This window comes from Paenibacillus sp. BAC0078 (assembly GCF_054483875.1).
This window is the reverse complement of sequence record NZ_JBTLRW010000001.1, coordinates 173,799-199,212: the sequence shown is the minus strand read 5'-3', so window position 1 is coordinate 199,212 and position 25,414 is coordinate 173,799. Positions and strand designations below refer to the sequence as shown.

28 protein-coding genes are annotated in these 25,414 nt (G+C 49.0%); 22 read left to right on the top strand and 6 right to left on the bottom strand.

Annotated elements, in window-relative coordinates; all coding sequences use genetic code 11:
- Positions 1-44: 44 nt before the first annotated feature.
- Entirely contained in the window at positions 45-833 is a 789-nt protein-coding gene (locus tag ACX1DY_RS00830) for a GNAT family N-acetyltransferase (RefSeq protein WP_458962310.1), read from the bottom strand.
- Positions 834-997: 164 nt separating this feature from the next.
- On the bottom strand, positions 998-1,168 hold the full coding sequence (locus ACX1DY_RS00825) for a hypothetical protein (protein WP_458962309.1): 171 nt from the start codon (positions 1,166-1,168) through the stop codon (positions 998-1,000).
- Positions 1,169-1,341: 173 nt separating this feature from the next.
- Here ACX1DY_RS00825 and ACX1DY_RS00820 point away from each other — a divergent pair, with 173 nt between their 5' ends.
- The 3 genes from ACX1DY_RS00820 to ACX1DY_RS00810 all read left to right on the top strand — a co-directional run bounded on the left by ACX1DY_RS00820 (position 1,342) and on the right by ACX1DY_RS00810 (position 4,041).
- A complete protein-coding gene (locus ACX1DY_RS00820; RefSeq protein WP_458962308.1) occupies positions 1,342-1,881 on the top strand; it encodes a GrpB family protein in 540 nt (179 codons plus the stop codon).
- A gap of 94 nt (positions 1,882-1,975) precedes the next feature.
- Positions 1,976-2,647 (top strand): response regulator transcription factor, encoded by a 672-nt coding sequence (locus ACX1DY_RS00815; RefSeq protein WP_458962307.1) that lies wholly within the window; start codon positions 1,976-1,978, stop codon positions 2,645-2,647.
- Positions 2,644-4,041, top strand: a complete 1,398-nt coding sequence (locus ACX1DY_RS00810) for a HAMP domain-containing sensor histidine kinase (protein ID WP_458962306.1) — start codon at positions 2,644-2,646, stop codon at positions 4,039-4,041. Before ACX1DY_RS00815 ends, ACX1DY_RS00810 begins: the two co-directional genes overlap by 4 nt.
- A gap of 28 nt (positions 4,042-4,069) precedes the next feature.
- On the opposite strand, the gene ACX1DY_RS00805 is transcribed toward ACX1DY_RS00810, so the two are convergent.
- Positions 4,070-4,930: an AraC family transcriptional regulator gene (locus ACX1DY_RS00805; RefSeq protein WP_458962305.1), complete on the bottom strand. Its 861-nt coding sequence runs from the start codon at positions 4,928-4,930 to the stop codon at positions 4,070-4,072.
- A gap of 146 nt (positions 4,931-5,076) precedes the next feature.
- Between ACX1DY_RS00805 and ACX1DY_RS00800 the strand changes: the two genes are divergently transcribed.
- From ACX1DY_RS00800 to ACX1DY_RS00790, 3 genes are all read left to right on the top strand, one after another.
- The gene (locus ACX1DY_RS00800; RefSeq protein ID WP_458962304.1) at positions 5,077-5,574 is read left to right on the top strand and encodes a DinB family protein; all 498 of its coding nucleotides are present in this window, start codon (positions 5,077-5,079) and stop codon (positions 5,572-5,574) included.
- Positions 5,575-5,679: 105 nt separating this feature from the next.
- Positions 5,680-6,537 carry a hypothetical protein gene (locus tag ACX1DY_RS00795; RefSeq protein WP_458962303.1) on the top strand — a complete coding sequence of 286 codons (858 nt, stop codon included), beginning with the start codon at positions 5,680-5,682 and terminating at the stop codon, positions 6,535-6,537.
- Positions 6,538-6,886: 349 nt separating this feature from the next.
- The gene (locus tag ACX1DY_RS00790; protein WP_458962302.1) at positions 6,887-7,567 is read left to right on the top strand and encodes a succinylglutamate desuccinylase/aspartoacylase family protein; all 681 of its coding nucleotides are present in this window, start codon (positions 6,887-6,889) and stop codon (positions 7,565-7,567) included.
- Positions 7,568-7,649: 82 nt separating this feature from the next.
- Here the strand turns inward: ACX1DY_RS00790 and ACX1DY_RS00785 are convergent, their stop codons facing one another.
- On the bottom strand, positions 7,650-8,201 hold the full coding sequence (locus ACX1DY_RS00785; RefSeq protein WP_458962301.1) for a TetR/AcrR family transcriptional regulator: 552 nt from the start codon (positions 8,199-8,201) through the stop codon (positions 7,650-7,652).
- 150 nt (positions 8,202-8,351) lie between these two features.
- Between ACX1DY_RS00785 and ACX1DY_RS00780 the strand changes: the two genes are divergently transcribed.
- Positions 8,352-9,242 carry an NAD(P)H-binding protein gene (locus ACX1DY_RS00780; RefSeq protein WP_458962300.1) on the top strand — a complete coding sequence of 297 codons (891 nt, stop codon included), beginning with the start codon at positions 8,352-8,354 and terminating at the stop codon, positions 9,240-9,242.
- The gene (locus ACX1DY_RS00775; RefSeq protein WP_458962299.1) at positions 9,239-10,093 is read left to right on the top strand and encodes an SDR family NAD(P)-dependent oxidoreductase; all 855 of its coding nucleotides are present in this window, start codon (positions 9,239-9,241) and stop codon (positions 10,091-10,093) included. Before ACX1DY_RS00780 ends, ACX1DY_RS00775 begins: the two co-directional genes overlap by 4 nt.
- 144 nt (positions 10,094-10,237) lie before the next feature.
- On the opposite strand, the gene ACX1DY_RS00770 is transcribed toward ACX1DY_RS00775, so the two are convergent.
- The gene (locus ACX1DY_RS00770; protein ID WP_458962298.1) at positions 10,238-11,680 is read right to left on the bottom strand and encodes a hypothetical protein; all 1,443 of its coding nucleotides are present in this window, start codon (positions 11,678-11,680) and stop codon (positions 10,238-10,240) included.
- Positions 11,681-11,902: 222 nt separating this feature from the next.
- On the opposite strand from ACX1DY_RS00770, the gene ACX1DY_RS00765 reads away from it, so the two are divergent.
- The 10 genes from ACX1DY_RS00765 to ACX1DY_RS00720 all read left to right on the top strand — a co-directional run bounded on the left by ACX1DY_RS00765 (position 11,903) and on the right by ACX1DY_RS00720 (position 20,380).
- Complete coding sequence (locus ACX1DY_RS00765) at positions 11,903-12,283, top strand: GntR family transcriptional regulator (RefSeq protein WP_458962297.1); 381 nt, start codon at positions 11,903-11,905, stop codon at positions 12,281-12,283.
- Positions 12,280-13,149 (top strand): ABC transporter ATP-binding protein, encoded by an 870-nt coding sequence (locus ACX1DY_RS00760; protein ID WP_458962296.1) that lies wholly within the window; start codon positions 12,280-12,282, stop codon positions 13,147-13,149. Before ACX1DY_RS00765 ends, ACX1DY_RS00760 begins: the two co-directional genes overlap by 4 nt.
- Positions 13,142-13,780 (top strand): ABC-2 transporter permease, encoded by a 639-nt coding sequence (locus ACX1DY_RS00755; RefSeq protein WP_458962295.1) that lies wholly within the window; start codon positions 13,142-13,144, stop codon positions 13,778-13,780. The genes ACX1DY_RS00760 and ACX1DY_RS00755 overlap by 8 nt, the downstream gene beginning before the upstream one ends.
- 244 nt (positions 13,781-14,024) lie before the next feature.
- Complete coding sequence (locus ACX1DY_RS00750; protein ID WP_458962294.1) at positions 14,025-15,932, top strand: heavy metal translocating P-type ATPase; 1,908 nt, start codon at positions 14,025-14,027, stop codon at positions 15,930-15,932.
- 87 nt (positions 15,933-16,019) lie between these two features.
- Positions 16,020-16,325 carry a metal-sensing transcriptional repressor gene (locus tag ACX1DY_RS00745; RefSeq protein WP_458962293.1) on the top strand — a complete coding sequence of 102 codons (306 nt, stop codon included), beginning with the start codon at positions 16,020-16,022 and terminating at the stop codon, positions 16,323-16,325.
- Positions 16,326-16,368: 43 nt separating this feature from the next.
- The gene (locus ACX1DY_RS00740) at positions 16,369-16,713 is read left to right on the top strand and encodes a hypothetical protein (protein ID WP_458962292.1); all 345 of its coding nucleotides are present in this window, start codon (positions 16,369-16,371) and stop codon (positions 16,711-16,713) included.
- A gap of 240 nt (positions 16,714-16,953) precedes the next feature.
- Positions 16,954-18,189 (top strand): FprA family A-type flavoprotein, encoded by a 1,236-nt coding sequence (locus ACX1DY_RS00735; RefSeq protein ID WP_458962291.1) that lies wholly within the window; start codon positions 16,954-16,956, stop codon positions 18,187-18,189.
- A 16-nt stretch (positions 18,190-18,205) separates the two neighbouring features.
- On the top strand, positions 18,206-19,426 hold the full coding sequence (locus ACX1DY_RS00730; RefSeq protein ID WP_458962290.1) for an NAD(P)/FAD-dependent oxidoreductase: 1,221 nt from the start codon (positions 18,206-18,208) through the stop codon (positions 19,424-19,426).
- Between the two features lie 30 nt (positions 19,427-19,456).
- Complete coding sequence (rd, locus tag ACX1DY_RS00725) at positions 19,457-19,636, top strand: rubredoxin (protein WP_458962289.1); 180 nt, start codon at positions 19,457-19,459, stop codon at positions 19,634-19,636.
- Between the two features lie 36 nt (positions 19,637-19,672).
- Entirely contained in the window at positions 19,673-20,380 is a 708-nt protein-coding gene (locus ACX1DY_RS00720) for a Crp/Fnr family transcriptional regulator (protein WP_458962288.1), read from the top strand.
- Between the two features lie 64 nt (positions 20,381-20,444).
- On the opposite strand, the gene ACX1DY_RS00715 is transcribed toward ACX1DY_RS00720, so the two are convergent.
- Positions 20,445-22,049, bottom strand: a complete 1,605-nt coding sequence (locus tag ACX1DY_RS00715; protein ID WP_458962287.1) for a M4 family metallopeptidase — start codon at positions 22,047-22,049, stop codon at positions 20,445-20,447.
- Between the two features lie 401 nt (positions 22,050-22,450).
- Here ACX1DY_RS00715 and ACX1DY_RS00710 point away from each other — a divergent pair, with 401 nt between their 5' ends.
- Genes ACX1DY_RS00710 through ACX1DY_RS00695 form a run of 4 tightly spaced genes read left to right on the top strand, consistent with a single transcriptional unit; the run spans position 22,451 to position 25,307 of the window.
- Positions 22,451-22,882 carry a MarR family winged helix-turn-helix transcriptional regulator gene (locus ACX1DY_RS00710; RefSeq protein WP_458962286.1) on the top strand — a complete coding sequence of 144 codons (432 nt, stop codon included), beginning with the start codon at positions 22,451-22,453 and terminating at the stop codon, positions 22,880-22,882.
- Entirely contained in the window at positions 22,879-23,232 is a 354-nt protein-coding gene (locus ACX1DY_RS00705) for a DUF488 domain-containing protein (RefSeq protein WP_458962285.1), read from the top strand. The genes ACX1DY_RS00710 and ACX1DY_RS00705 overlap by 4 nt, the downstream gene beginning before the upstream one ends.
- 36 nt (positions 23,233-23,268) lie before the next feature.
- Positions 23,269-23,943: a response regulator transcription factor gene (locus ACX1DY_RS00700; protein WP_458962284.1), complete on the top strand. Its 675-nt coding sequence runs from the start codon at positions 23,269-23,271 to the stop codon at positions 23,941-23,943.
- Positions 23,940-25,307 carry a sensor histidine kinase gene (locus ACX1DY_RS00695; protein WP_458962283.1) on the top strand — a complete coding sequence of 456 codons (1,368 nt, stop codon included), beginning with the start codon at positions 23,940-23,942 and terminating at the stop codon, positions 25,305-25,307. Before ACX1DY_RS00700 ends, ACX1DY_RS00695 begins: the two co-directional genes overlap by 4 nt.
- The last annotated feature ends 107 nt before the right edge of the window (positions 25,308-25,414 follow it).

The following is a 25,414-nucleotide window of genomic DNA, read 5'->3' as shown; positions in this document are numbered from 1 at the left end:
TTTTATTAGCTTACGCTTAGTTTTGTGAGTTGGTGCTCTTTTTATTATATCGGCTGCTCTATGTAGTTAATCCAGTGCTCAAGCGTTACAGCAAGCAAAAGTCCGATGGACTCGGCCAGACGAATGGAGGGGATATTGCTGTCCAGGACCTGATATCTTGGAATGTGGCCCCTTTGCAGGATATGAAATAATGCTGTGCAGACCACACGACGTGCCAATCCCTTTCTTCTCCCGGCCTCTGCCGTATGTACGGCGCCAATCTCCCATATCTGATCTTCGTTGCGGAAAACCAGACAGGTGCTCAGCGGAGCATCATCTTCGAAAAGAGATATGGAAAAAGCGCCCTCCTCAAAATAATGTGCGACCTCCTCTCTCGTATAATCATTCGCCGCCCACAGCGGGAGCAGCCGCTCGTCAAGCTGTTCACTCAGAACAGCGCTCTCATCCTTGGCGTAGCTCTGTCCCGGTGCAGATGTGAAGGAATAGAAGCTGCGAACCTTATGCAGCGGGTAATGCTCGGCCAGTGCGCGGAGGCATTGTTCCTCCTGAAGCTTGAAGACCAGTCTGGCATCCTTGGGCAGCAGCTCAAATAGAGCAGGAAAAACATCCGGGCTGCTATAGTCCATGAGCACAATCATATCAGCATCAGGATATGCTCTGCGGTCATAAGCAAATGCTCCGGCAGGCAGCAGAAGAAGAATTCCCCAATGTTCGCGCTGCTCAACTAAATAGCTGTCGATCACCTGATGATAAGAGGCCATCATTTTTAGCAGGGTGACATTTTTCAGCGGATGCTTCCGCAGATGCTCCATAATCACTTCTTGATGCCCCAAATATTGTTCACCTCCTATCCTGAGTGAGTAGCCCATCACCTGTATTTCTTCAATTTTACTATAAAATTCCGTTTATGACCTCACCTTTATTTACCTGCCTTCAGAAAAGTTGAAAAAGCTGCCTTCCCGTCATGGTGTGACGTTCGTGCAGCCCGCTTGGTCAATTAAGTTTCATTTTTGGTAACTCCATTTAAGCTTGGCACATAATTGGCAGATTTTTGATTCGACGCCATTAGCGGTTCTTCTGTAAAATGAGCCTGATTCCGCTGACTGTTTTTCTTATCGGCACGATTATTGGAGCGGTCCTTCTTGGGATCGGCACTATTCTTAGGCATTTCATTCACCTCCATCTCTGGACATAGTATGAGACCCTGGTTTGCATTTTATCCCAGAATCCGATACAGTTCCGCACGTTCACCTTGCTTGGAGCGCTTTCGACACCAGTTATTATCCGTTGACAGATGTTGCTATACTATATGTACAAAATAATGCAAAGCAGGTGACAGTCATGGCGGAAAAAACCAAGGTTGCCCAAGTTGTTGCCTACGATCCCGCATGGAAAACGGAATTCGGCAGACTTAAAGCATGGATGCTTGAAATCGTGGGGGATCTTATCATTGCTGCTGAGCATGTGGGCAGTACCTCTGTGGAAGGATTATCAGCCAAACCCATTATTGATATTGATCTTGTGATGGAGAGTTATGATGTTTTTCCGGACATTGTGGAAAGGCTGCGGCAATACGGATATGTGCATCAAGGCAATCTCGGCATTGAGGGCAGGGAGGCGTTCAAGCGGGAGCAGGAGGACCAATTCATGAAATACCATCTGTACGTGTGTCCCAAGGACGGCAAGGGTTATTTGGAGCATATCGCCTTCCGTGACTATCTGCGGTCTCATCCAGAGGCGCGTTTGGAGTATGAGGAAGTGAAGAAACGGCTGGCCGAGCAATTCCGCTATGACATTGACAGCTACTGTAACGGGAAGACTGAGGTTGTCCATTCCATTTTGGAAAAGTCCGGGAAGTGGGGCGGCCATCCGCATAATTAATGATCCTTTAAGGAACGGGAGGTACACTTAATTGTACTTGTAGTGATGTGAATGAAGCTGCACTTGCACTAGAATCGTTCGGAGAGGATCACTTATGAATAGAATATTGTTAATCGAAGATGAGAAGAATCTGGCCCGGTTCATAGAGCTTGAGCTGCAGCATGAGTCTTATTCGGTGACACAGGCTTATGATGGGCTTACCGGTCTGAAGCTGGCGGAGGAAGAAGCCTGGGATATGATTTTGCTGGACGTTATGCTGCCGGGGCTAAACGGCATCGAGGTGTGCCGGCGCATACGCAAGGTGAAGATGACACCGGTCATTATGATTACAGCAAGAGACGGTTTATCCGACACTATTAGCGGGCTGGACAGCGGTGCCGACGATTACCTCGCTAAACCTTTTGCGATAGAGGAATTGCTGGCCCGGATGAGATCCCTTTTCCGAAGATCAGGTTCCTTGAATGACGCCCAACTGCTGGTGTGCCAGGATATTAAGCTGGATGCTCTCGGCCGGACCTTAACCAAGGATGGGGTGCCTGTTGAACTCACGAAACGTGAATTTGATATTCTCCTCGTGCTGATGCAGAACATGGGGCGGGTGATGACACGCGAGATGCTGCTGGAGTCGGTATGGGGCTATGAATCGGATGTGGATATGAAGGTCGTCGATGTGTACATCAGCTATTTAAGAGGCAAAATTGATTCACTGGGCCAACCCAGCATCGTGCAGACCTTGCGCGGCCTGGGATACGTGATTCGTAAATGAGCAGAATCTCCTTGCTGTTCTCGAAGCTCTCTATCCGGTGGAAGCTGGCCATCTGGGCCTCTGTACTGCTCTGTTTGCTTTTTTTAGGGTACAACGGTGTGCAGTATTTTGTAATTAACCGCTGGATGTTCCATCAGGAGGAAACCTCCATCACCAAGAATATGGGGGAGATTCAAGGATATCTCAAAACAGAGGATGGAAAGGACAACTGGATCGCGAGCAGCCGCGCTTTTATAGAAAGCATCAATGTGAGCCACCAAATGGTTCGCATTCTGGATTCTCAGGGCGATCCGGTATTGACCGTTTCCGATCAACTGCCGCCGACTTGGGTTAAGCCGCAGGTTTCCGGCAGGGCTACAATGGAGAGTGTATGGCATGAGGAGGAGCATCTGCTGTTGATCAGAAGTCCGCTGCATATGTCACAGTTCACCGGCACGATTGAAATTGTGAATAACCTGGAGAACTCTGACAAGCTAAGCGACGTGCTGCTGGCTGTTATGCTCGCCGGTTGGATCGGGGCTATTGTGCTTAGCGGATTGGGCGGGGTTTTTCTGTCCCGGCAGCTCCTGCGGCCGATTCAATCCTTAAGCGACACCATGATCAGCATTAAGCAAAAAGGGCTTCAGGAACGGGTAAGCATCTCGGGCAGCAACGATGAGCTGGCACAGCTCGCAAAAGTATTCAATGATCTGATGGACCAGTTGGAGAGCTCCTTCTATAACCAGAAGCAATTCGTTGAGGACGCCTCCCATGAACTGCGGACGCCGATATCCATCATCGAAGGGCATATTTCGCTGCTTAACCGCTGGGGCAAGCATGATCCGCAGATTCTGGAGGAGTCGCTGAATGTGTCGGTTCAGGAGCTGGGCCGGTTAAAAGGAATCGTCAACGAGCTGCTGGAGCTTACGCGGGCTGAAGAAGAGACTAAAGAGAAGCGTGATTTTCCTTGTCTCGTGATGGATACCGTCCAGTACACCCTGCGGAATTTCTCCCTGCTGCATGCCGATTTCCAGTTTACCCAGAACCTCGATGCGCTTGCCGGTGTGATCATCAAAATTGTACCAAATCACCTGGAACAGATATTGCTCATTCTGCTGGATAATGCCGTGAAGTATTCGGGGACCGTGCGGGCCATTACGGTAAGCGGAGCCCTGCATTCGAACAAGGTTCAGATCAGTGTGGAGGACCGGGGAATCGGGATACCTCAGGAGGATTTGCCATTTGTATTCCAGCGCTTTTACCGTGTCGATAAATCAAGGAGCCGTGAACAGGGAGGAAGCGGCCTGGGACTTGCAATTGCCGAACGGCTGGTCAAAAGATACGGCGGTGAGATCACGGTCTTCAGCACACCAGGCCTCGGCACCACCTTAAACCTTTCTTTCCCGATAAACTAAATGTAGCCGTTTCCGGTATGGTCCATTCCTATTCCTGCCGCAGAAGCGTCCGGTATTCACTGGGCGACATGCCGCAGAATTTGCGGAACTGCCTGGAGAAATACAGCGCATCGTTGAAGCCCACCGATGAAGCCACCTGGTCAATCGTTAGCGTGCCGCTTAGCAGCCCCTTGGCTTTGTCCATCCGGGTCTTGAGCAGGTATTGCTTCGGGGATAGGCCGGTCTTCTGCTTGAAAGCCTTGGACAAATGCGCCCGGTGGTAGCCGAGCGTGGACGCCATATGATCAATGCTGATTTGCTGATGGAACTGCAGCGAGATCCAGCGGATGGCCTGATCAATCTGCCGGTCGATTATCTCCGGCATTTCTGCTGGTCTTGCAGGCAGCAGGTCAAGATTGTCCTGCCCAAAATGATGCAGCAGCAGCCTTGCCCAGCCGGAAGCCTCCAGGCTTTCAAGCTGTGGGTAAGCGGACTGCTGGAAGCACAGCCGGATGCGTTCGTACAAGCTGTGAAGGCTGACGGTATTCTCCGAATGCAGCAGCGGCTGATCCTTCGTAATGCCGATGCCGGCGAGCAGCGTGGATACCGCTGTACCTTGCAGCGCTACCCAGGCATAATGCCAAGGGTTGTGCTGATCCGCCTGATAGCTGAACAGTGAGCCGGGGAAGATTATAAAGGTGTCTCCGCTGCGGCACTGGTGAGAGACGGTGCTGCTCTGAAAGCAGCCTTCTCCATCCAGAACGGTATGGATCAGATAATAATCATGTACGGACGGTCCAATTTTATGGCCGGGATAAGGAAGGCCTTCCCCGCTGAACAGGACGGCAAAGTCCTGCTCTTCCGGGAGCAGGTTGAAGCCGGCAGTAAATTGATAGTGCTCAGGAATCATGGACGCGCCTCCTTTTTTGCTTATGGGAACACACTATTGTCAGGCTACATCAGGCCTGCCCTAAATGCAACATTCTTTCACTTAACATCTAGTGAAGCTCCACAGGTTTATAGTATGCTAGCCATATAAGGGAGGAGAGGGAATCTATGGTGAAACAACTGATTGTAGGAGACGTCATGCATGAGCTGGCCGCTACGCGCCGAATGCTGGAGTGCTTGCCCGAGGAGCATATGAAGTGGAAGCCACACGTGAAATCGATGACGCTCAGCGGGCTGTCCACGCATCTGATCAACCTGCTGAACTGGCAAATTGCAATTTTTCTTTACCCGGAATTCGATCTTTCGACCGTGCCGTTTCGGCGGGAGCCTTTGGAAAGACGAGAAGACCTGCTGAAGGAATTCGACACGAACGTCGCCAAGCTTGAAAAGCTGTTAGCCGAATGCGACGTAGAATCGCTCGGCGAGGAATGGACCTTGCGGAACGGCGACCATATCATCCTGCGCCAGCCGCGGGCGATCGCGCTTCGCACCTTCGGAATAAGCCACATGGTTCACCACCGGGCACAGCTTGGGGTTTATTTGCGGCTACTCGATATTCCGGTGCCAGGCCCTTACGGTCCCTCGGCCGACGAGCAAGGCAAATGAACTAAGCCGCGCCTTTTGCAGAGTAAAACTATGACTATCAATTATTTGACCATTGTATAGATGTGGGATATAATGTATTAAAATGGCAAATAAGGAGGATTTGGGTTGAAGGGTATAGACTTGGGTAACATAGACGACATTGATTCTCTGACAAAAATGTTGAAACTAGCGTTCTCCAACGAAGATTGGCATAATATGATTATAATTGCTGACAGACTCTATGAAGAGTCAAGCGTACTATACTATTACTTGTTACAGCAGCCAATCAGTAAATCCTCTCATGATAGGCCTTTGATTTACTACATTGGATTTTCACAGCTATGTAAAGGTGTGGCTTATCAAAAATTAAAACAATACCAGAAATCGAGAGATTGTATTCAAAAGTACAAAGACCTTTCATGGTTAAAAGGTGTTGAAGAAAAAGACCAGTATATAGTTGAAGACTTCCATATATTTGCTTTAGGTAATACATATACGGTCGATTTGATGGAGGGAAACCAAGAAGTCCTTGTTGATTACATCCAGTATTTGAAACAATACCCGAGAGAGCTTGTTGCCGGGATGAGTACTATTTTTGAATTTGCTATAAATAGCGATTTGTCTATTGATTGGGTGTTGACTGATCTATCTGATGAATTAGGAGAAATTGGGGGCAACCCAAACAATAGCACTACAGCCAGATACTTCACGGAATACTTGTGCTTATTTTCACTTTATAAGTATAAGCAGGGAGATTATCATAATGCAGTAGAGAAGAACTTGGAAGCTTTGACAGTAAGTGTTATGGTAGAAGATAATATAGCATTCAAAAAGCTGACAGCTCTTTTTGAATCATTCAGAGAGTTTGCCAGCAGAGAACAAGAACAGCTATATAAGCTGCAGTTAAAAACCATTTTAGAAGGAGTGTTAATGGATGAAAAAGACATTTCTTTCAGTTCTGTTCACAGTGGTTATATTCAGTAGCTTTTCAGTAACAGCCTTTGCAGATAATCAGCAGACCAGACCTTCGGCGCCATTTGGGACACTAGCGATTATTTCATTGGGACACGGCGTTGATTACTGATTGAATTGCTTTTACAGTGTTTGTGGAAGTCGAATATACACGGTGCCCTGCAGAGATGCAGGGCTTTTTTTGTTGCTCGGCCATAAACATAAACATTTGCCACTACAGTGGTCATCCAATTGTCCATGAACAATTGTGTTCAAGTGTGTGTTCGTCCAAGCCGCTAAGCTTATTGTGCATACACATATAGATATAATTTGCGGAAGCTGCCGGGGGCAATCCGGCGCTTTCACACGGAGGTGAGCTTCGGTGATTGTTAAGAAAAGTGTACTATCTCCCGGAACCCCGTTTGCCACACCCTATTATGTAGTCAACAGCCTGCAGCCCGGACCGGTCTTTATGGTGGTCTCCGGCATTCATGGAAACGAGCGGGCCAGTATCCGTGCTGCCAAAAATTTAGCCGGAAGCTTCACACGCAAGGAGCTGCTTCTCCGCAAGGGCAAGCTGATCATCGTCCCTCTGGTGAATCAGAAAGCATACAGCAAGCATATCCGAGGCGTGCCGGACCTCAACCGCACCTTTCCGCGAAACGCTAAGGCCCGTGCCAGCCATCCGCTTGCCGCAGCTTTAGTTGAGCTTGCACGGCGCTATCATCCTTCGTGGTACCTCGACCTGCATGAGGCGAACGGACTGTCGCAAAAAAACCGCAAGCGGGTGGGGCAGACCCTGATGATTAGCCCGGGAAGCAAGGCAGCCCCTGTAGCGCGGCAAATTGTTAAGCGGATGAATGAGTCTATTTCTGTTCCTGCGTATCATTTCAATATTCACCTGCGCGAGCGTTCAGGGACATCCCGGATGGCGATGCAGCGCATGTTTGGCGCGAGAGCAATTACCGTAGAGACCTGCTGGAGTCTGAGCTTCCCGCTGCGGGTCCGGTATCAGACGGAGATTGTCGGCCATTTCTTGAGAGCGGCGGGATTGACACGCTAGCGCCAGGGCCACTAACGGGCGGAATAGTTCAAAACCATTCGCGGTGAACCCTACCTTAAGTGACGGCGAAATTTTTAGTGTTTCAATCCACGTAACAAAACGAGTTCTCATACAACTCATACACAGTGAGCAGCTGCTCCGCAAGGTCTTTCTCAGCGCTTTTAATCCATTTATTAAATGCCATGTGAAAAATTTCAACCGCAAACCGCGCGGCAAGCTCTGACAGATCGCTATCATATGTGGCAGATAACGAGTTTGTGACAGACGCGATGAGCACCTGCCCCTTCAACAGCTCCCGTTCCTGCAGATCAGGGTTGCTGTGAATAATTTGACTCCGCGCCAGCACCCTCTCCCGCGAGCCATCGAAAAACCCGGAAACCGATACAAAACCTTCAACCGCAAGCTTCAGCGGTTTTTTCTCTACGTCAAAATTGTCCGTGATAAAAGCCGCGACCCCCTGCCCCAGCTCATTGTTCGTGTCAAAAAGCACGTCCGACTTGTCCTTGAACTGCCGGAAAAAGGTTCGCTCCGTCACACCCGCAAGATTCGCAATCTCCTGCACAGTCGTGTTTTCATAGCCTTTTTCCATAAATAATTTGGTGGCCGCCGCCTGTAATTTTTCTTTGCTTTTCATTTTTTATCATCCCTATTTATATGATTAATGGAAGAAAATAGAAAGGTCAGTTTCTGACATTTTTTCTTGACAATAAAAAACCCGCAGGTATACAATGATTGCAAATGTCAGTTTGTGACACTATTTTATCAAAAAGAAGGAGAATACACAATGAAAATCACAGTACTCGGCTCACTTGGCAATATTAATCGTTACTACCTTCCACGCCTCATCGCTGATGGACACGACGTCACGGTCATCACAAGCTCTAGCGATCGTATCGCCGACATCGAAGCGCTTGGTGCCAAAGCAGCAGTCGGCTCAAACCGGGACGTCGACTTCCTTACTCGGGCTTTCACAGGCAGCGACGTTGTTTATCTCATGATTTCAGGCATCAATCCAGCCTCCGGCATCGACATGTGGCAGAGAGCAATCGAGCTCTCAGAGAATTATAAGACCGCCGTGCAAAATTCGGGCGTGAAAAACGTCGTCAACCTCAGCTCAGTCGGCGCCGACAACCCTAACGCCGGCATCCTTTACATCTATCATTTTGCAGAAGACGCGCTTAACTCGCTTGAAGGCGTGAACGTTGCTCATATTCGTCCTGTCGGCTTTTACAGCAATCTTTTTGCCGACATGCAAAGTCTCAAAACGATGCAAACCCTCTTTAGTCCAGTTTCGGCTAATATCGCGCACGGTTGGGTCAGCCCCATTGATATTGCAGACGTTGCTTACGCCCTGATTGATCACACCCCAGCGGGCAAAAGCGCGAAATTCGTCGTTAGCGACTGGGCCACAGGCAGCGACTGGCTTAAGGCTCTTGCCGAGAATGGGATCGAAGCCAAATACCAGCAAATCCCTTTCGAAGCCCTCGTTGAAAATATGATAAAACTAGGCTTCCACGAAGACACCGCTAACCGCTTCGCCCAAATGAGCCGCGCCGGTGAGAGCCCCGATGAATTTTACGCCAGTCTCCGTGCCACCGACTACCACCTGGGCAAAGTCAAGCTCGAAGACTTCGCGAAAATTTTTGCTGCTATATATAAGGAGGAGAGACAATGAACGACACACGTACGGATATTGAAAACAGAGTATTTTTAATTTCAGGGGGAACATCCGGAGTAGGAAAAGCCATCGCAACGGGACTAGCCAGTCTCGGCGCCAAGGTCGTGATCATCAGCAGAAGTGCGGAGAGTGGACAAGCTGCATTAAAGGATATTTCGGAGGCCACAGGCAACAGCAGGGGAGATTGGGTGGTGGCGGATATTTCCCTGCAGTCATCGATCCGGGAAGTCAGCGATGTGATCAAGCGGAAATACGATCAATTGCATGTGCTTGTTAATGCTTGTGGTGCAATCTATTTTAAGAAGGAACTGACGGCTGAGGGGATTGATCGTACGTTCGCGGTCAATGTGCTTAGCCATTATCTGCTGACTAACCGGCTGCTCGACATCCTCCAGGAAAGTGGGCCCGCACGCGTCATCACAGTGTCGGGTAACCCTAGATTTTTTAAGAATCCCGTCATTAACTTCGATGATATTCAAATGGAGCGCCAGTATAGCGGGATGAGTGCAGCCAACCAGTCGCTGTTCGCCAAGACGCTGTTTGCTTTCGAATTGGCAAAACGTTTGGAAGGAACTGGAGTGACCTCCAACGCTTTTTATCCGGGGTTTGTGAAATCCAATCTTTCGAGGAACGCGCCTTGGTATTTAAGGGCCGCTGCACCTCTCATGAACGCATGGGTCAAAGCAGAATGCGGGATCGGGGTTTATCTGGCATCCGCGAAAGAAATAGAGCGCACAAATGGCGTGTTCTTCGATGATAAGAAGCAGATCGTACCGATTCACACCAGGTTTGATGATGGAGCGGGCAACAAACTGTGGACCTTGTGCGAAGGGCTGACAAGTTACTAACCGGGCCGCTTGTCTAGCGATTGAGAATGCTTTGTCAATAACGGAGTGATATCGAGTAAAGGCCATCCCGCAAAAGGATGGCCTTAAAACTTGCAGTTACAGACAAAGCGGAGAACCGTATCCAGAGTCAGTCTAAAACATACTTTATTTTCTTTTGACAGCAAATACACTCCCGTAGCTTCCTTTATAGACCGGACTGCCAAAGGCTTTTACCCAGTCCTGGTAAAGTCTGCTGGAGCTGCCTTCTTTGACGATGATATAGTCGGGGTGGTCGAAGTTCACGATGTCCGGGAGATACTCTGAGAAGCCGTACATGGAGCGCTCAAACGCAGTCCAGCCCATCACGCCTATGGAGTCCTTGGTGATAAAAGGGTCCTGCCTGCCGTCACAGAGCACATCCCCTCCGCGAAACATCACATACCCCGATGAACCATAGCTGGAGAGCACCTTGGGTCGTATCCCTTGGGCGGTATGCTCCATAACATAATTCATTTCGTCCACAGGATAAGCCCTCGCGTCGATTACCGGCGGCACAGCAAAGATATAGCCTATATTAAAAAGCAGACCGACAGCCAGTGCAAGCATCAGCAGCCTGCGGCTGAACCGGAAGGTAGTGTTGCGGAGATATGGAATCGCTTCGAAAAAGGCGCCGGCAAAATAAGGGATGAACAGCCACATGAACAGATTCTGCTTGAAATTGGATACGCCCAGATACAGAATGCCGGTCATGAGGAAGAAGCGGAACGGTTTTTTTTGCAGGGAAAAGGGCAAGGTTACGGCAAAAAACAGCAGCAGCAGCAGAATCGGCAAGTTCTCCAGACGGCTATACTGGATGGGCTGCCATTCATTGATCAGCATGTTGAAGTTCTTATGGGTCACAGTAAAAATAAACAGCAGGCTTTTTAGTCCACCCGGATTGAGAAGACCGGAGAGCCAGACCAGAATAAACACAGCAGCCCGCCGCCAGGTAAGCTTCCGCTCCAGCAGCGATTCCAGCGCAGCCATGCCAGTGAACACCGCAATCACCAGCCACACGCCAGTGTGGATATTCGCTACAGCGCAGGAGAGCAGGACCATTGCAGCAGCATACTTCAGGTTTGTCTTAAGCTGGAACTCGCGCAAATACACGAAGAACCATACGATCATCCAGGAGGAGATCATCTGCGGTCTGCCTTTGAAATAGTTGTAGTAGATCCAGCTAGTAATTAGCAGCACGAAGGGCAGCAGCAGCGGATGCTCTTCCGTCATGCCCAGCTCTTTGCGGGAAATGCGGCCCAGCCGGAGCAGCCCCATCACCAGAAGGAAAAGACATAACGCGGTCAGCAGATATACCCCCGGCCATCCGAATTTCTGATATAAGGGAGCTAATAATATCTGAAAGCCGAACTCATGCGGGATATAAGGCAGCTTGTCTCCATAGAAGGTATGGATGGCGTGATGCAGCACGGTCCCGTGGGCAATCATGTAGCGGCCGAGCTCAATATGCCAGAAGGTGTCCGGGTCATTGTAAGAGTATTTAGGCATCATAAGTGCAACGACAATGGCGATCAGCACCCCATAGCCCAGCTTGAACCATTTTGTTCGCATTGGAATGAATAAACCCCTTTTTTCACCTATTATATCTCTACATTGTTAATGAACGGTAAAATAAAAAATCCTCATGATTACCTTTTCCCAATAAGCCCTCCCGTAATACGTGTCCATCTGCCCCTCCCGCACAAAAGCATAGCCTTGACAATGGTTGGAATGGTGTATATATTACATATATACAATAAATACATTAATCACAAAAGGTGCTGGTGCCGCAACATGAACATATTGATATCGAGTACCTCCGGCGAGCCGATTTATGCCCAGATTGTAAGGCAGGTCCGTCAAATGGTTTTACAGGGGGAGCTGGTCTCCGGCACACCGCTGCCATCCATCCGCCTGCTGGCCAAAGAGCTGCAGATCAGTGTCATCACTACCAAACGCGCATATGAGGAGCTGGAGCGGGAAGGGCTGATCAACTCTATCGTCGGCAAGGGGTCTTTTGTATCCGGGGCGGATCAGGAGTTCATCCGGGAGCAGCGGCTGCGGATTATGGAAATCAAGCTGAAAGAGATTATTGAAGAGAGCAGGCTTGTGGGAATGGAATACGCTGAGCTGGCAGAAATGCTGAAACTGCTCTATGAGGAGGAACAAGAATGAGTGAAGTCATCAGATTGAACAATTTGACCAAAAGCTATGACCGCTTTGAATTGCGGGATATTACACTCGGGATTAAGGAGGGGTATATCACGGGGCTGATCGGCCCGAACGGAGCGGGTAAAACAAGCCTGATTAAAATGATGATGTCGATGGTCTACCCTGACCAGGGTGAAATCGAGCTGTTCGGGCAGAATCACCTGCGGAATCAGGCGGCGATTAAAGAGCGGATCGGCTATGTATCGGACGAGAATATCTATTACGAGAATCTCACCGTCAAGCAGATGAAGCGGGTCGTTGCCCCGTTCTACAGTCATTGGGATGAGCATACATACCAGAAATACCAGGAGCTGTTCAAGCTTCCGCCCGGCAAGAAGATCAAGGATTTGTCGAAAGGGATGAAAATTAAATTTTCGCTCGCGGTTGCCCTGTCGCATCATGCGGATCTGCTGATTATGGATGAGCCGACATCGGGACTGGACCCCATCTTCCGCAGGGAACTGCTGGAGCTGCTCAGTGAGCACATTCAGGATGAGAAGAGGTCGATTCTGTTCTCCACCCATAACACTACCGATCTGGACCGGATTGCGGATTATATTGTTTTCATCAATGACGGACGGATTATTTTCAATGAGATGAAGGAGACGCTGGCGGAGAAGTATCTGCTGGTGAGAGGCGGGAAGGAGCTGCTTGACCGGGATGTCCGGCGCTGGTTCATCGGCATCCGTGAGAGCGGACTGGGCTTTGAAGGACTGATCGGCAACCGGGCGGAGGGAGAACGTTATTTTAAGGATACTGCGATTTGCGAGACTCCGACACTGGAGGAAATTATGTATTTTACCGTAAAAGGAAGTGAAGCCCGTGTATAGCTCGCTGCACTTAATCCGCAAGGATTTCATCCTGCTGCGCAAGTTTATGCTGCTGATGATTCCCTACTTTGTGATTATGGCGTATACGAATATCGATTACTACACGATGTTTGCGCTGTTTCCATCTATGCTAATGATGATGAACGCTTGCACTTTGGATGTGCAGCATAATAATCAACGGTTTCTGGTCAGTCTTCCACTCCGCAGGCAGCAACTGGTGCTGGCCAAATATTTGACAGTGCTGCCCTATTGCTTGATTAGCCTAAGCTGCACTCTATTGTTGTACTGCACTGCTTTCCTGCTAGGCTGGACATCCGAGCCCATTGCCTGGAGAGAATTGTTCCTGGTCATTGCGACGTTTCCAATACTTGCGGCCATTTATTTGCCGCTGTATTACTGGCTTGGTCAAAAGGGAATGCAATTCGTCAATGTCATTTTTATGCTAATGATAATGATCAATGTCACCGGCTTATCCAGCTTGAAAGACCGCTTTCCGGCGCTTTCTGAGTGGCTGGCTACTGGAACTACAGACAACATACTTATACCCATTATTGCCGGCTTAGGTTATGTAATCATCCTGTATTGCTCTTATCTGATTTCGCTGCGGATTTTCATTAAGAAAGACGTATAACCCATAAATCTTACGAAGTGGCCTCTGATCATCGTCAGGGGTCATTTTTTTGAAATATAAGGGTTTATGTGTTTTACACTATAAATCATCCTTCTATTTCTCGCTGAAACGGTACCGTCCCTTTAAAGGACGGCAAATCCGTTTCTGCTTGTCACAACTCCATGTGAAAAAGCCATTTACAATATGCCCCCCGGGGGGATATATTCATGAGAACGGTTCTCACTATATTTGAGGAGTGAATGGCATGGGAGAAATTATACGAACGAAGGAAACCAAAGCTTTCTCTTGGACGTCTGCATGGGAAAAGAACGGCGGAATTCTGATCGCAGCCGCCTGTCTGGTGCTGATTGGAGTGGCCTGGAGCCTGGACCGGAGCGGACAGGGGGTCTTGTCGATTATCTTTTTCGTCATGGCTTATGCCGTGGGTGGTTATCGCAAGGCATGGGATGGCTTGGAAACTCTGATTAAGGAAAAGGATCTCGATGTTGACCTCCTTATGGTTGTTGCGGCCATTGGGGCGGCAAGCATCGGCTACTGGCTGGATGGTGCGGTGCTGATCTTCATTTTTTGTCTTAGCGGAGCACTGGAAGATTACTCTATGGAGAAGACCAACCAGGATATCGCCGCAATTCTGAAATACCGTCCGGAAGAAGCGGTAAGGCTGAGAGAAGGTGTGGAAGAGCGGATCAAGGCCTTCGAGCTGCAAAAGGGAGATCTTGTGCTGATACGCCCCGGCGAGCGTATCCCCTGTGACGGGACCATCGTCGAAGGCAGCTCCTCCGTTGATCAGGCTACAATTACCGGTGAGCCTATTCCCGTGGATAAAACGCTGAACGATGCTGTATTTGCCGGGACGATGAACGGGCAGGGAGCCCTTCGAGTGCTTGTGACCAAGGCGGCGGACGATACGCTGCTCTCCCGGATTATACATATGGTGCAGGAGGCGAAGAATGAGCTGCCGCCGAGCCAGCTTTTTGTGGAGCGGTTTGAAGGCATTTATGCCAAAAGCGTGGTCGTGCTTGCACTGCTGTTAATGGTGCTGCCGCCATATCTGTTTGGCTGGACCTGGGAGGATACGTTTTACCGGGCGATGATATTCCTTGTTGTCGCTTCTCCTTGCGCGCTTGTATCCTCTATTATGCCTGCAATCCTGTCCGGCATCTCCAATGCCGCCCGCAAAGGCGTTCTGTTCAAGGGAGGTGTACACTTGGAGCAGATTGGGAGCGTGAACGCAGTGGTTTTTGACAAAACCGGAACACTTACGCAGGGCAAGCCGCAGGTAACGGATATCCGTCCGGCGGACGGCTTCACGGAAGAGGAGCTGCTGCGCCTTGCGGCATCGCTGGAGAAGCTGTCCCGGCATCCGATTGCTAGAGCGGTAGTTGATGCGGCCGAGGAGCAGAAGCTTATCCTTGAGCCGGCGGCTGCGATGCAAGCGGTAACTGGCATGGGGGTCAGCGGACTCGTGAGCGGCAAACCCTGCAGACTTGGCAAAAAAGCGCTGCTGCTGGACCTTAACATTGATGATGGGCCGATTGCCGAGGCTGAGCAACTGGAGACTGAGGGGAAATCTGTCGTCTTCGTCGAATTTGAGGGACGGTATGCTGGTATGCTGGCCGTGCAGGATGTTCTGCGTTCCCATGCTTCAGAAGCGATTCAGCGGCTTAAAGCGATGAACAAGCATGTGGTTATGCTTACCGGAGATGCCAAGGCTACTGCGGAGGCTATTGGCAAACAAGCGGGAGTTGAGGAGATATACGCCGAGATGCTGCCGGACGGGAAACTGGACGTGATCCGTAAGCTAACAGAGCAATATGGCGCAGTAGCGATGGTCGGGGATGGCGTGAATGATGCGCCCGCGCTGGTGGCGGCATCCGTTGGCATTGCGATGGGAGCCGCCGGGAGTGATGTGGCGCTGGAGACGGCAGGCGTGGTGCTGATGACCGACGATATTGCCAAGATTCCTTATGCCATCTCACTCGGGAGCCGGACCAGCCGGGTCATTAAGCAAAATATTGCGTTTGCCCTCGCCGTTATTCTGCTCCTGGTTGTGTCCAACTTTGCGGGCGGCATCAACTTGCCCTCGGGTGTGGTCAGTCACGAAGGCAGTACGCTGGCTGTAATCTTAAGCGGCCTGCGGCTGCTCAAATAAGCCCTGTTTGTTTCTTGGAATCTATTCTTGCTATAATACCCCTAAAGCTATCTTCAGATGATAGAAAAGAAGCCGGGGTGTAAATATATGGTTCAGGAAGCAAGTGGTCATCATCATGACGAGAATTATGAGCACAAGTACCGCAAGCAAATCGTTAACCGGCTGGCCCGTATTGAAGGCCATGTCCGCGCCGTCAAGGAAATGACCGCCGAAGACCGCGATTGCTCCGAGGTATTGCTGCAAATTGCCGCCGTGCAGAAAGCGCTGGACAAGGCTGCGAAGCTGCTGCTGAAGGACCATTTGGAGAACTGTGTGGTCAAAGCCGTCCATCATGGCGACGAGGAAAAGGTGCTGGAGGATCTGAACAAGGCGATCGACAATTATATACGCTAGCATGATATTTTATTGCAAAATTTCAAACCAAGGGGGCGTCTGAGTGATCACTCCGCATAATCTCGAAGACTACTATGTAAGAATCGGCAGATTGAAGCAGCGTTATTTATCCGAACGCTTTGAACGTGACCTACCGGCGTTCACTTCCCATGCTGAGGCGGCAGACTGGTTCCGCAGCCTGTTTCCAGAAAACTTCATCTTTGTGGAGGAGATGGAGGCAGCCAATTCGGAGAGTTATTACTTGTATGACATCATCCATGACCGGGAGCTATGGGAACGCCGGCAAAGAGATTTACGTGACAAAGGAACGGTAACAGGAGCGGGCATGCTGCTCTGTACGCAGAGAGTAGACATCTACGAGGATGGCTCCGTACAGTTGTCCTTCTAGGCAGAGTTAGCCTCAGCAAGATTGAATACTGGATCAGCGTATTTTGCGCTGATCTATTTTTTTGGAAATAACATCAAAAAGTGACCAGACGCATAATCACTTCCCGGGATCGGTGTATATTCAAATTATGAGAAATAGATTTTAAAACTTTCAAAATTTGATTGTAATCCTCTTTTTTGTTTGGCTCCCATTATAGAATGAGGTTGTTGATAAACATTATCATTCAGGGGGCTAAAGAATATGAACGCAGAATTCAAGATTGCAAGCGACACTTATTGGGTTGGAAAGATCGACGACCGGGAGGTTCCGTTCCATCGCCTTATACTAGCAAAAGGAACCACCTACAACTCTTACCTGCTGAAGTCAGGCAAACCAACCGTCATTGATACCGTCGATATGGAATTCGGACGTGAATATGCGGAGCGCCTGGGTCAAATGATTGATCCGCTCGACATTGCATATATCGTTATTAACCATACCGAACCCGATCATTCCGGCGGACTTGCCGCACTGGCTTCCCGAGCTACCAATGCCACTATTGTATGCACAGGGATTGCCGTACCGGAGCTTCAGGAAATGTACAAGCTGCATAACCGGAATTTCCTTGTAGTCAAAGACGGCGATACGCTGGACATTGGCGGAAAAACGCTGTTATTCAAAGAAACGCCGTATCTCCATACGGCAGAAACAATGATTACCTACTGCATTGAAGACCGGATATTGTTCCCTTGCGATATTTTCAGCACACATGTGGCTGTGGAGAAGCTTTTTAGCGATGAAGCCGGGTTTGATATTACAGAGGATTTCAAGGGCTATTACAACGCAATCATTCATCCTCACAGAAGATATGTAAGAACGCTGCTTGAGGCTGTCAAGGATTTGGATATAACGATGATCGCACCATCCCACGGCTTTATTATCCGGGAAGATATCCGCAAATATATAGATCTCTACGCTACACTGAGCCGTGAGACAACCCAGGGCAAGAAGGCAGCCATTGTCTATACGACGATCAAAAACAACACGAAAAAGATGGCTAATATTTTGCAAACTACCTTGCAGGAGAATGGTATCGGGACAGAGGTTTGGGATGCAGACAAGAGCAGTATGGAAGATATCCTAAGCAGTATCAATTCAGCGGACGCCGTCTTTATCGGCAGCTCCACCAAATATGCGGACATGATCGGCAACCTCGAGCCATTGCTGAAAGAACTGCAGCATATGAGCCTGGAGGGCAAGCTGGCGGCGGCGTTCGGCTCCTACGGCTGGAGCGGAGAAGCTATTGAGGTTATTCAGGATTACCTGAACACAACAAATATGACTGTACAGAGCACTTCGGAGGTTATCAAATCTACAGGAATGACACATGTGGAGTTTCCAGTGCGCGTTCGTTTCTCTCCCAAGGAAGCGGATAAGGTGCAGAAAATTAAAAATGCTGCTGAATTTGTGTCTGATTTGCTGCTGAGCTCATTTTAAAGGAGGTAGAAGATCCATGCCAAAGCATTTTATTATAGTCGGCAGCGGAGTAGCGGCAGTTCATGCCGCCAAGGCTATCCGTGACCAGGACCCGGAAACGGAAATAACGATTCTCGGTGAGGAGGATCATCTTCCCTACAACCGGATCAAGCTGACCAAAGGCTTGTTCAGTGACCTGCACAGTGAGAAGGTGCTGATCAAGAAAGAGAAATGGTACCGGGACAACCGTATTTCTGTCCAGCAATCGACCCGCGTTGTGTCCATCCATACAGACCGGCAGCAGGTAGAGACTGCGGAAGGCAAACTCCTGTCTTACCACAAGCTGCTGCTCTGTATGGGGGCAAGAAACAGGGCGCTCACAATAAACGGTGCAGGACTGAAAAATGTGCATACCATCAGGGATATGAACGATGCCGACAGGCTGAAGGCAAGCCTTACGAGCGGCAACCGTGTAGTCATTATCGGGGGAGGAGTACAGGGACTTGAGACTGCCTGGGCATTGCATGAAGGCGGATACCAGGTGACTGTCATCGAAATGTCCTCCCGCCTTATGACTAGACAGCTTGACGAAAGCTCCTCACAGCAGCTTTTGCGAACGATGGAGAACTCAGGTGTGAAGGTTGTTCTTCAGGCTGGAGTAGCTTCAATTACAGGCGTGGAGTCGGTTACTGGAGTAATGCTGGATGACCAGTCCACAATCCCATGCGAGCATGTGGTTTACTCGATTGGGATCGTACCGAATATAGCACTTGCAAAAGAAACAGGGATTAACACCCGGTCCGGCATCGTTGTTAACGCAAATATGGAGACAAGTGTACCTAATGTGTATGCTGCCGGAGATATTGCGGAAATCCATGGCCATGTAGAGGGATTATGGGGAGGAGCCATAGAACAGGGGCGCATTGCCGGGAGCAACATGGCTGCAGCGGAGAACGCTGTTTATCGTAGAGCGGTTCCTGTTACGTTATTCAATGCTTTTGGAATCTCGCTTTTCTCCATTGGCGGTACAGAGGAGAGCCAGTGTGACCTGACCGTAGCGACTCAGGAAAATGGCATCTACACCCGGATATTTGTGAAGAATGACACAATGGTTGGAGCGATCTCATGGGAGGGAGCCGCCGCTTCACTGGTCTATAAAGATGCTATCGAGCGGGGAATCAGCCTCACCGGCATCCAGCTTGCAGAAGGCAGCCTCACAGAGATTATGGCCGAAGTACAGACCAGATTGCACAATTAGTTTTTTATAAAATACGAGGAGATGAACAGAATGCAAAAATATATCTGTCTGCCATGCGGTTACATCTATGATCCTGCGATTGGAGACCCGGACGAGGATGTAGCTCCAGGTACTGCATTTGAGGATCTGCCTGAAGATTGGTGCTGCCCGGTCTGCGGGGAGGACACTAGCCATTTTGCGCCTGTAGAAGATAAGGGTGCGGTTTCCTAACGCCACTCTGTATACAAAAACTAGGGGGAAACAGACATGTCGGAACATTCCTGCCAGAACGCCGCGGAGCCCTGTACACGTAAAGTGCCAATCTTCGCTTCGTTAACCGATGGGGATCTTTCAAGGATCAGCGCTATGATCAAACATCGGAAATATGCCAAGGGTCAGGCGTTGATTCTTGAAGAACAGCCGACGGACACACTATATATTATTCAGCAGGGGCATGTTAAATTGTCCAAAATGACCCCACAGGGGAAGGAACAGATTTTGCATGTTTTGACGACAGGCGACTTTTTCGGTGAGCTGAATATTTTTAATAGCGAAGAGCTTAGCAACTTCAGTGCCTATGCATTAAAAGATACCAGCATATGCATGCTGACCAAAACGGATATGGAGCAGCTAATAGCGGAGAACCCGGATATTTCCTACAAGCTGCTGAAGACTGTCACCAAAAGGCTGGCCCACACGGAAAATCTCGCTCAGAGCCTGGCAACCAAAGACCCGGAAATCCGGATTGCCTATATGATTCTGGAGCTCAGTGATAAATATGGCAAGCAGCGGGGAGGGCGGATTCATATAGATCTTCCTCTGTCCCGTGAAGAATTGGCCAATTATGTTGGCGTTACCCGGGAAACGATCAGCCGGAAATTTGCTGTCTTTGAAGATTTGGGGTTAATCGAGCTGATCGGCAACAAACAGATGATCCTGACGAATCGTCCTTCCTTGGAAAAATATATAGATTAGCCCATGCAGTGTAAAAAACAGGCCAATGATCTTCCAATCATTGGCCTGTTCTGTTGTATCAGCCTTAGTGGACACCAACCGCATTATAGGCTTGGGTCACTGCAGCAACCTGAGCGGACCCTGCTCCGAACAATTCGGTTGCAGATTGAATGACTGCAGTGCGCGCAGCAGAGAAGTTAGATGAAGTTGTGAGGTAATAGACGAGTGCATTGTAATAGATTTGAACAGCATCCTCACGGCCGATGCCTGTGACCGTCACACCGTTGAATGTACCGCCTTGTGCTGCCAGATAGAAGGCCTTGTTATTGATGCCGCTGTTCGTATGCACACCACCGTTATCGCTGGTGCCGGTGTAGCGGTCGCTGTATTTGTCAGGCTGGTCGTAGAGGGGCGGATTGGCCAGTGAACGAAGGGCGTCGCCAGCTACTCCCGGGGTATACACATCATCTCCAATCAGCCAACTGTCGCCTTCAATCGCATTGCCGATGATGTCCGAGAAGGATTCATTCAGCGCTCCAGGTTCTCCATAGTATTCGAGATCAGCCGTTTTTTCCGTTACGCCATGCGTAAGCTCATGTCCTACAACATCCAGATCACCGGACAATTGCGTAAATGTAACCCCGTCTCCATCTCCGAAGACAATTTGAGTTCCATTCCAGAAAGCATTGTTATAGGAGGTGTAATAGTGGACGGTGGAGCGGATCTGCAGCCCATTGTTGTCCAGACTGTTGCGGCCGAAATGCTGGAGATAATAATCGTAGGTTTTCTCCGCATACGCATGTGCATCAACGGCGGCTTTGTCCGTCCAGACGTTGCTGCTGCTGGTTAGGAGCGTTCCAGGAAGGCTGGTCCGGTTTCTGGCCGTGTAGGTAACGATACCATTGCCCCGAGTACTGTCGTAGAGCTGATAAGTGGAACCGGAGAGACGAGTCTCGAACGTCTTGGTATCACCGTTGACCCCTGTCCCTGTACCGGTCAGATCCTCCAAAATATTATACTTGAACAACACGCTTCCATTCTCTGCCGAAATGAAGTACCGTATCCGCAGCGGTTCAGGCTCGAGCACATTTACTTCCGTTTTATAAGCTAACTTAGGTTCTCCTTCTACGATAAAATAATAGAGTTCCGCTGCGGGCTCAATTTGGGCTTCCCCAAGCGGTCCATACTCCAGCGTCGCATCCTGAGTTGCAGCTGAAACGGCCTCTGTTCCCGAAATGGTTTTGAGCTGAATTAGCGGCTGCGGGATGGACTGGTAGACATCTTCGACCACGCTGCCGAGCAGGGAGGTAACGTTGCCGTTTTTATCAATATGAAGTGTCTGATCTGCACCATATACCGGAATACCGGAGATGTATTGGCTTAACCGGTAGTGCTGGCTGCCTGTCTTGCTGTTGGTTTTTTGCTCCGTAATTTGAAATTTGCTGCGTACATCTTCTTTGGCGGATAGGCTCAGGTTGCCTTTGACACTTTCGAGATACCCCCACACCTTATCCTCGGGAGTTGATCCGGTCGGTGCTTTCCAGGTTTGGTCCGTAAGAGAAATGGGGGAAGAGCTCGTGAACAGCTCACCTGACTGGCTGTGCTCATTGCCCTCAGCTGCGCTGCCCACGGATGCGAATGAGCCTAATGCTACAATACCTGCAAGAAGGGAAGCTAAACTTTTTTTCATAAAAAATACTCCTCCAATCAAAATAGTTGGTTTTTAATTGTGCCGAATTCTTGTAGACATCCTTTATCTAGCCTGTATCCAAGCTGCGATCTGGCTGTAAAGACAAGTGCAACGGACAACCTTTTGATTAGAGTAGGTGAGCAGACACCCCCATTTCATATGAATTTTACAACTACATTTCAATCCATGACAAGAAAACTGGATATTTATGTAATTATAGTATTTTTATTATATTACAAAATTAGGAAGAGTCAAGAGATTTATGTAATTTGTTGGATAATCAGTTTTTGTGGAAAAGTAGACGCGATTCTTGTCTTGTAATTTGACTATCGGGAACCTAAAGCTTATGATCTCCTTATAATTAGAATCCTAACTATGAAACCTATAAGGGAGAGGGTCGTATGACAAAACCAGCTTCGAATACTCCATATTCAAATCTGATTCGGGAAATTGGATTGAAACAGAAAAGAATAGGAGACGCCAGATTAATGGAGCTGGGACTGAATTCTCAGCAGGGACAGATGATCGGCTACATTTTTGAAAATCAGGATAAAGGTCTGATCCAAAAGGATTTGGCAGAGCACTTCAATCGCAAGGAAGCCAGCATCACCAGTATGCTTCAAGGGTTGGAGAAAAAAGGGTACATCACACGGGTCATTCCGAAAGACAATGAGCGGCAGAAAAAAATATATTTATTGGATAAGGCGGTTGTTCTTGTCGATGAATTCAACGAGATTTTTACGGAAGTGGAAAAAAGCATCACCAAAGGCCTTTCTGCAGAAGAAGCGGAAACCTTAATGAATCTATTGATGAAAGTAAATTCGAACCTATGATCGCTCTGAAGCGGATTTACGAGCCGGCTGCTCCAGAGGATGGATATCGCATACTGGTAGACAGGCTGTGGCCGCGCGGCATTTCCAAACAGGAGGCTTCCATTAATGAGTGGATGAAGGAGATTGCCCCCAGCCCGGAGCTGCGCAAATGGTTTGATCATAAGCCCGAGCGTTTTGATGCATTTAGCAAAAGCTATATCCAAGAGCTGGAGGGCGATCCGTTACGCGGGGAACTGGGTGCGAAGATCGCGGAGCTTGCGCTGCATCAAAGGGTGACTTTGGTTTATGCCGCGAAAGATCCTGTCTATAATCATGCGATAGTTTTGCAGCAGTGGCTTCTTTTGAAATGAGAAAATATGACTGGAAAACAGGGGAAGAGGGAACGGATGCCTACAATACTGGTTGCTGACGACGATGCGAACATTCGCGAACTCGTCTGTTTATTTTTACGAAATGACGGATACACAACGCTCGAAGCTGAGGACGGTAAGGAAGCACTGGCCGTGTATACCTCAACACATGTCGATCTGGTCGTGCTCGATATTATGATGCCTGTCATGGATGGCTGGACGTTATGCAAGGAGCTTCGAAGAGCCAATCCTGATCTTCCGTTGCTTATGCTGACTGCAAGAGGCGAGACTTGGGAGAAAGTGAAGGGATTTGATCTCGGGACGGACGATTATTTGACGAAACCATTCGATCCTTTGGAGTTGACAGTTCGTGTTAGAGCCTTACTGAAACGTTACCGGATTGGCTCCACGCAGTCGATCCAGATCGGCAACGTCAGCCTCGATCGGCAGACCTATAAAGTGAAGCGGGGGGCGGAGACGCTCACACTACCGCTCAAGGAGTTCGAATTGCTGTATAAGCTTGCGGGAACACCCGGACAAGTCTATACGCGTGAGCAGTTGATTGATGAAATTTGGGGGATTGATTACGCTGGAGATGATCGGACGGTAGACGTACATATTAAGCGTCTGCGGGAACGGTTTGCGGATACACCGGATTTTCGTATCGAAACGATGCGCGGGCTTGGTTACCGGCTTGAGGTATATGAATGATCAGATCCTTATATATACGGGTCGTCCTGACTTTCCTGGCGTCTGCAATCGTGGGAACGATTATTGCTTTTTATGTGGCAACCTGGGTGTTTAAAGATCAATTGAACGAGAATATGCAGATTACCTTACTTGATTTTGGTCAGGACGTCTCCCGGATTTACGAGACTTTACCGACGCGTGAAGCAGACTCATTCGTGGGTGACATGAAGCAGCTCAATTCCTATTATATTCGAATTTATGATGGGAAGGGGCAGTTGCAGTCCTTCGGAGCGCTTAAGGGCCACAATCCTGGTACAGTGACTAAGGAGCAAATAACGGAAGTACTCGGTGGCGGAGTTGTTCAAGTCAAGACCAATGGTATTAAACCGCTCCTCTTAGGGCTGCCCTTGAAAACGGAGATGGGAACGAAAGCGATGTTTGTGGAGCAGCGCCCGCCTTCTTCCTCCTCATTTATGGTAAAGTGGGTTATCAACTTTTTAATCTACTCATTGGTTGCAGGCAGTCTGTTGATTATGGTTGCTGCTATGTTCTTAATAAGACCGATCAAAAAACTGACAAAAGCGACTAAGCAAATAGCAGATGGAGATTTCAGCGTCAAGCTGAATATTAAGCAAAAGGGTGAGTTAGGTACTTTGGCCCGCAGCTTCGAAGAAATGATGCAAGATCTGCAGCAGCTTGAAGAGATGCGCAGGGAATTCGTATCGAATGTATCTCACGAAGTTCAGTCGCCGCTGACCTCAATCTCCGGTTATGCTCAAGCACTCAAGCAAGTAGACATCGCGGATCATGAGCGAACCCGCTATCTCGATATTATTATTGCAGAAGCAGAGCGGATATCCAAGCTGAGTGATAGCCTGCTCAAGCTGAGCTTGCTTGAATCGCAGTCCCAGCAGCTGCGGCTCACTACGTTTAGCCTTGATGAGCAGATCAGACGAGTTATCGTTGCAATCCAGCCGCAATGGTCGGCCCGCAACATTAGTTTTGAGCTCAATTTGAAGGCCGTTCGGCTAATGGCAGATTATGATCAATTAAACCAGGTATGGACGAACCTACTCGGCAATAGCATCAAATTTTCTATGGATAGCGGCGTTATTAGCGTCAGCATTCAGCAAGATGTCAAAAACGTACTCGTCCGGATATCCGACACTGGCATTGGTATTTCCCCCGAGGACCAGAAGCGCATATTCGAACGGTTCTTTAAGGCGGATCGTTCCCACAGTCGTAAGTATAACGGCAGCGGTATGGGGCTTGCTATCGTCAAACAGATCGTTTCGCTTCATCAAGGCGACATTCAAGTGGAGAGCGAGCTCGGCCGGGGAACGGCCATCATTGTCACGTTGCCGATCAGAACGCGGGCAGATTAATTAGTCATCTCTATGCTACGGCATTATGTGCAAGCTTCCTTGCATGTCGCGCTGTAGCATTTTTTTTGCTTGTTCATATTCCGTTCATATTGTAGTCATTAGGAGTA

Coding starts and splice junctions, on each gene's coding strand:
- ACX1DY_RS00825 (WP_458962309.1), bottom strand. CDS start 1,168: ATGCCTAAGAATAGTGCCGATCCCAAGAAGGACCGCTCCAATAATCGT.
- ACX1DY_RS00820 (WP_458962308.1), top strand. CDS start 1,342: ATGGCGGAAAAAACCAAGGTTGCCCAAGTTGTTGCCTACGATCCCGCA.
- ACX1DY_RS00815 (WP_458962307.1), top strand. CDS start 1,976: ATGAATAGAATATTGTTAATCGAAGATGAGAAGAATCTGGCCCGGTTC.
- ACX1DY_RS00810 (WP_458962306.1), top strand. CDS start 2,644: ATGAGCAGAATCTCCTTGCTGTTCTCGAAGCTCTCTATCCGGTGGAAG.
- ACX1DY_RS00805 (WP_458962305.1), bottom strand. CDS start 4,930: ATGATTCCTGAGCACTATCAATTTACTGCCGGCTTCAACCTGCTCCCG.
- ACX1DY_RS00800 (WP_458962304.1), top strand. CDS start 5,077: ATGGTGAAACAACTGATTGTAGGAGACGTCATGCATGAGCTGGCCGCT.
- ACX1DY_RS00785 (WP_458962301.1), bottom strand. CDS start 8,201: ATGAAAAGCAAAGAAAAATTACAGGCGGCGGCCACCAAATTATTTATG.
- ACX1DY_RS00780 (WP_458962300.1), top strand. CDS start 8,352: ATGAAAATCACAGTACTCGGCTCACTTGGCAATATTAATCGTTACTAC.
- ACX1DY_RS00775 (WP_458962299.1), top strand. CDS start 9,239: ATGAACGACACACGTACGGATATTGAAAACAGAGTATTTTTAATTTCA.
- ACX1DY_RS00770 (WP_458962298.1), bottom strand. CDS start 11,680: ATGCGAACAAAATGGTTCAAGCTGGGCTATGGGGTGCTGATCGCCATT.
- ACX1DY_RS00765 (WP_458962297.1), top strand. CDS start 11,903: ATGAACATATTGATATCGAGTACCTCCGGCGAGCCGATTTATGCCCAG.
- ACX1DY_RS00760 (WP_458962296.1), top strand. CDS start 12,280: ATGAGTGAAGTCATCAGATTGAACAATTTGACCAAAAGCTATGACCGC.
- ACX1DY_RS00750 (WP_458962294.1), top strand. CDS start 14,025: ATGGGAGAAATTATACGAACGAAGGAAACCAAAGCTTTCTCTTGGACG.
- ACX1DY_RS00745 (WP_458962293.1), top strand. CDS start 16,020: ATGGTTCAGGAAGCAAGTGGTCATCATCATGACGAGAATTATGAGCAC.
- ACX1DY_RS00735 (WP_458962291.1), top strand. CDS start 16,954: ATGAACGCAGAATTCAAGATTGCAAGCGACACTTATTGGGTTGGAAAG.
- ACX1DY_RS00730 (WP_458962290.1), top strand. CDS start 18,206: ATGCCAAAGCATTTTATTATAGTCGGCAGCGGAGTAGCGGCAGTTCAT.
- rd (WP_458962289.1), top strand. CDS start 19,457: ATGCAAAAATATATCTGTCTGCCATGCGGTTACATCTATGATCCTGCG.
- ACX1DY_RS00720 (WP_458962288.1), top strand. CDS start 19,673: ATGTCGGAACATTCCTGCCAGAACGCCGCGGAGCCCTGTACACGTAAA.
- ACX1DY_RS00715 (WP_458962287.1), bottom strand. CDS start 22,049: ATGAAAAAAAGTTTAGCTTCCCTTCTTGCAGGTATTGTAGCATTAGGC.
- ACX1DY_RS00710 (WP_458962286.1), top strand. CDS start 22,451: ATGACAAAACCAGCTTCGAATACTCCATATTCAAATCTGATTCGGGAA.
- ACX1DY_RS00705 (WP_458962285.1), top strand. CDS start 22,879: ATGATCGCTCTGAAGCGGATTTACGAGCCGGCTGCTCCAGAGGATGGA.
- ACX1DY_RS00700 (WP_458962284.1), top strand. CDS start 23,269: ATGCCTACAATACTGGTTGCTGACGACGATGCGAACATTCGCGAACTC.
- ACX1DY_RS00695 (WP_458962283.1), top strand. CDS start 23,940: ATGATCAGATCCTTATATATACGGGTCGTCCTGACTTTCCTGGCGTCT.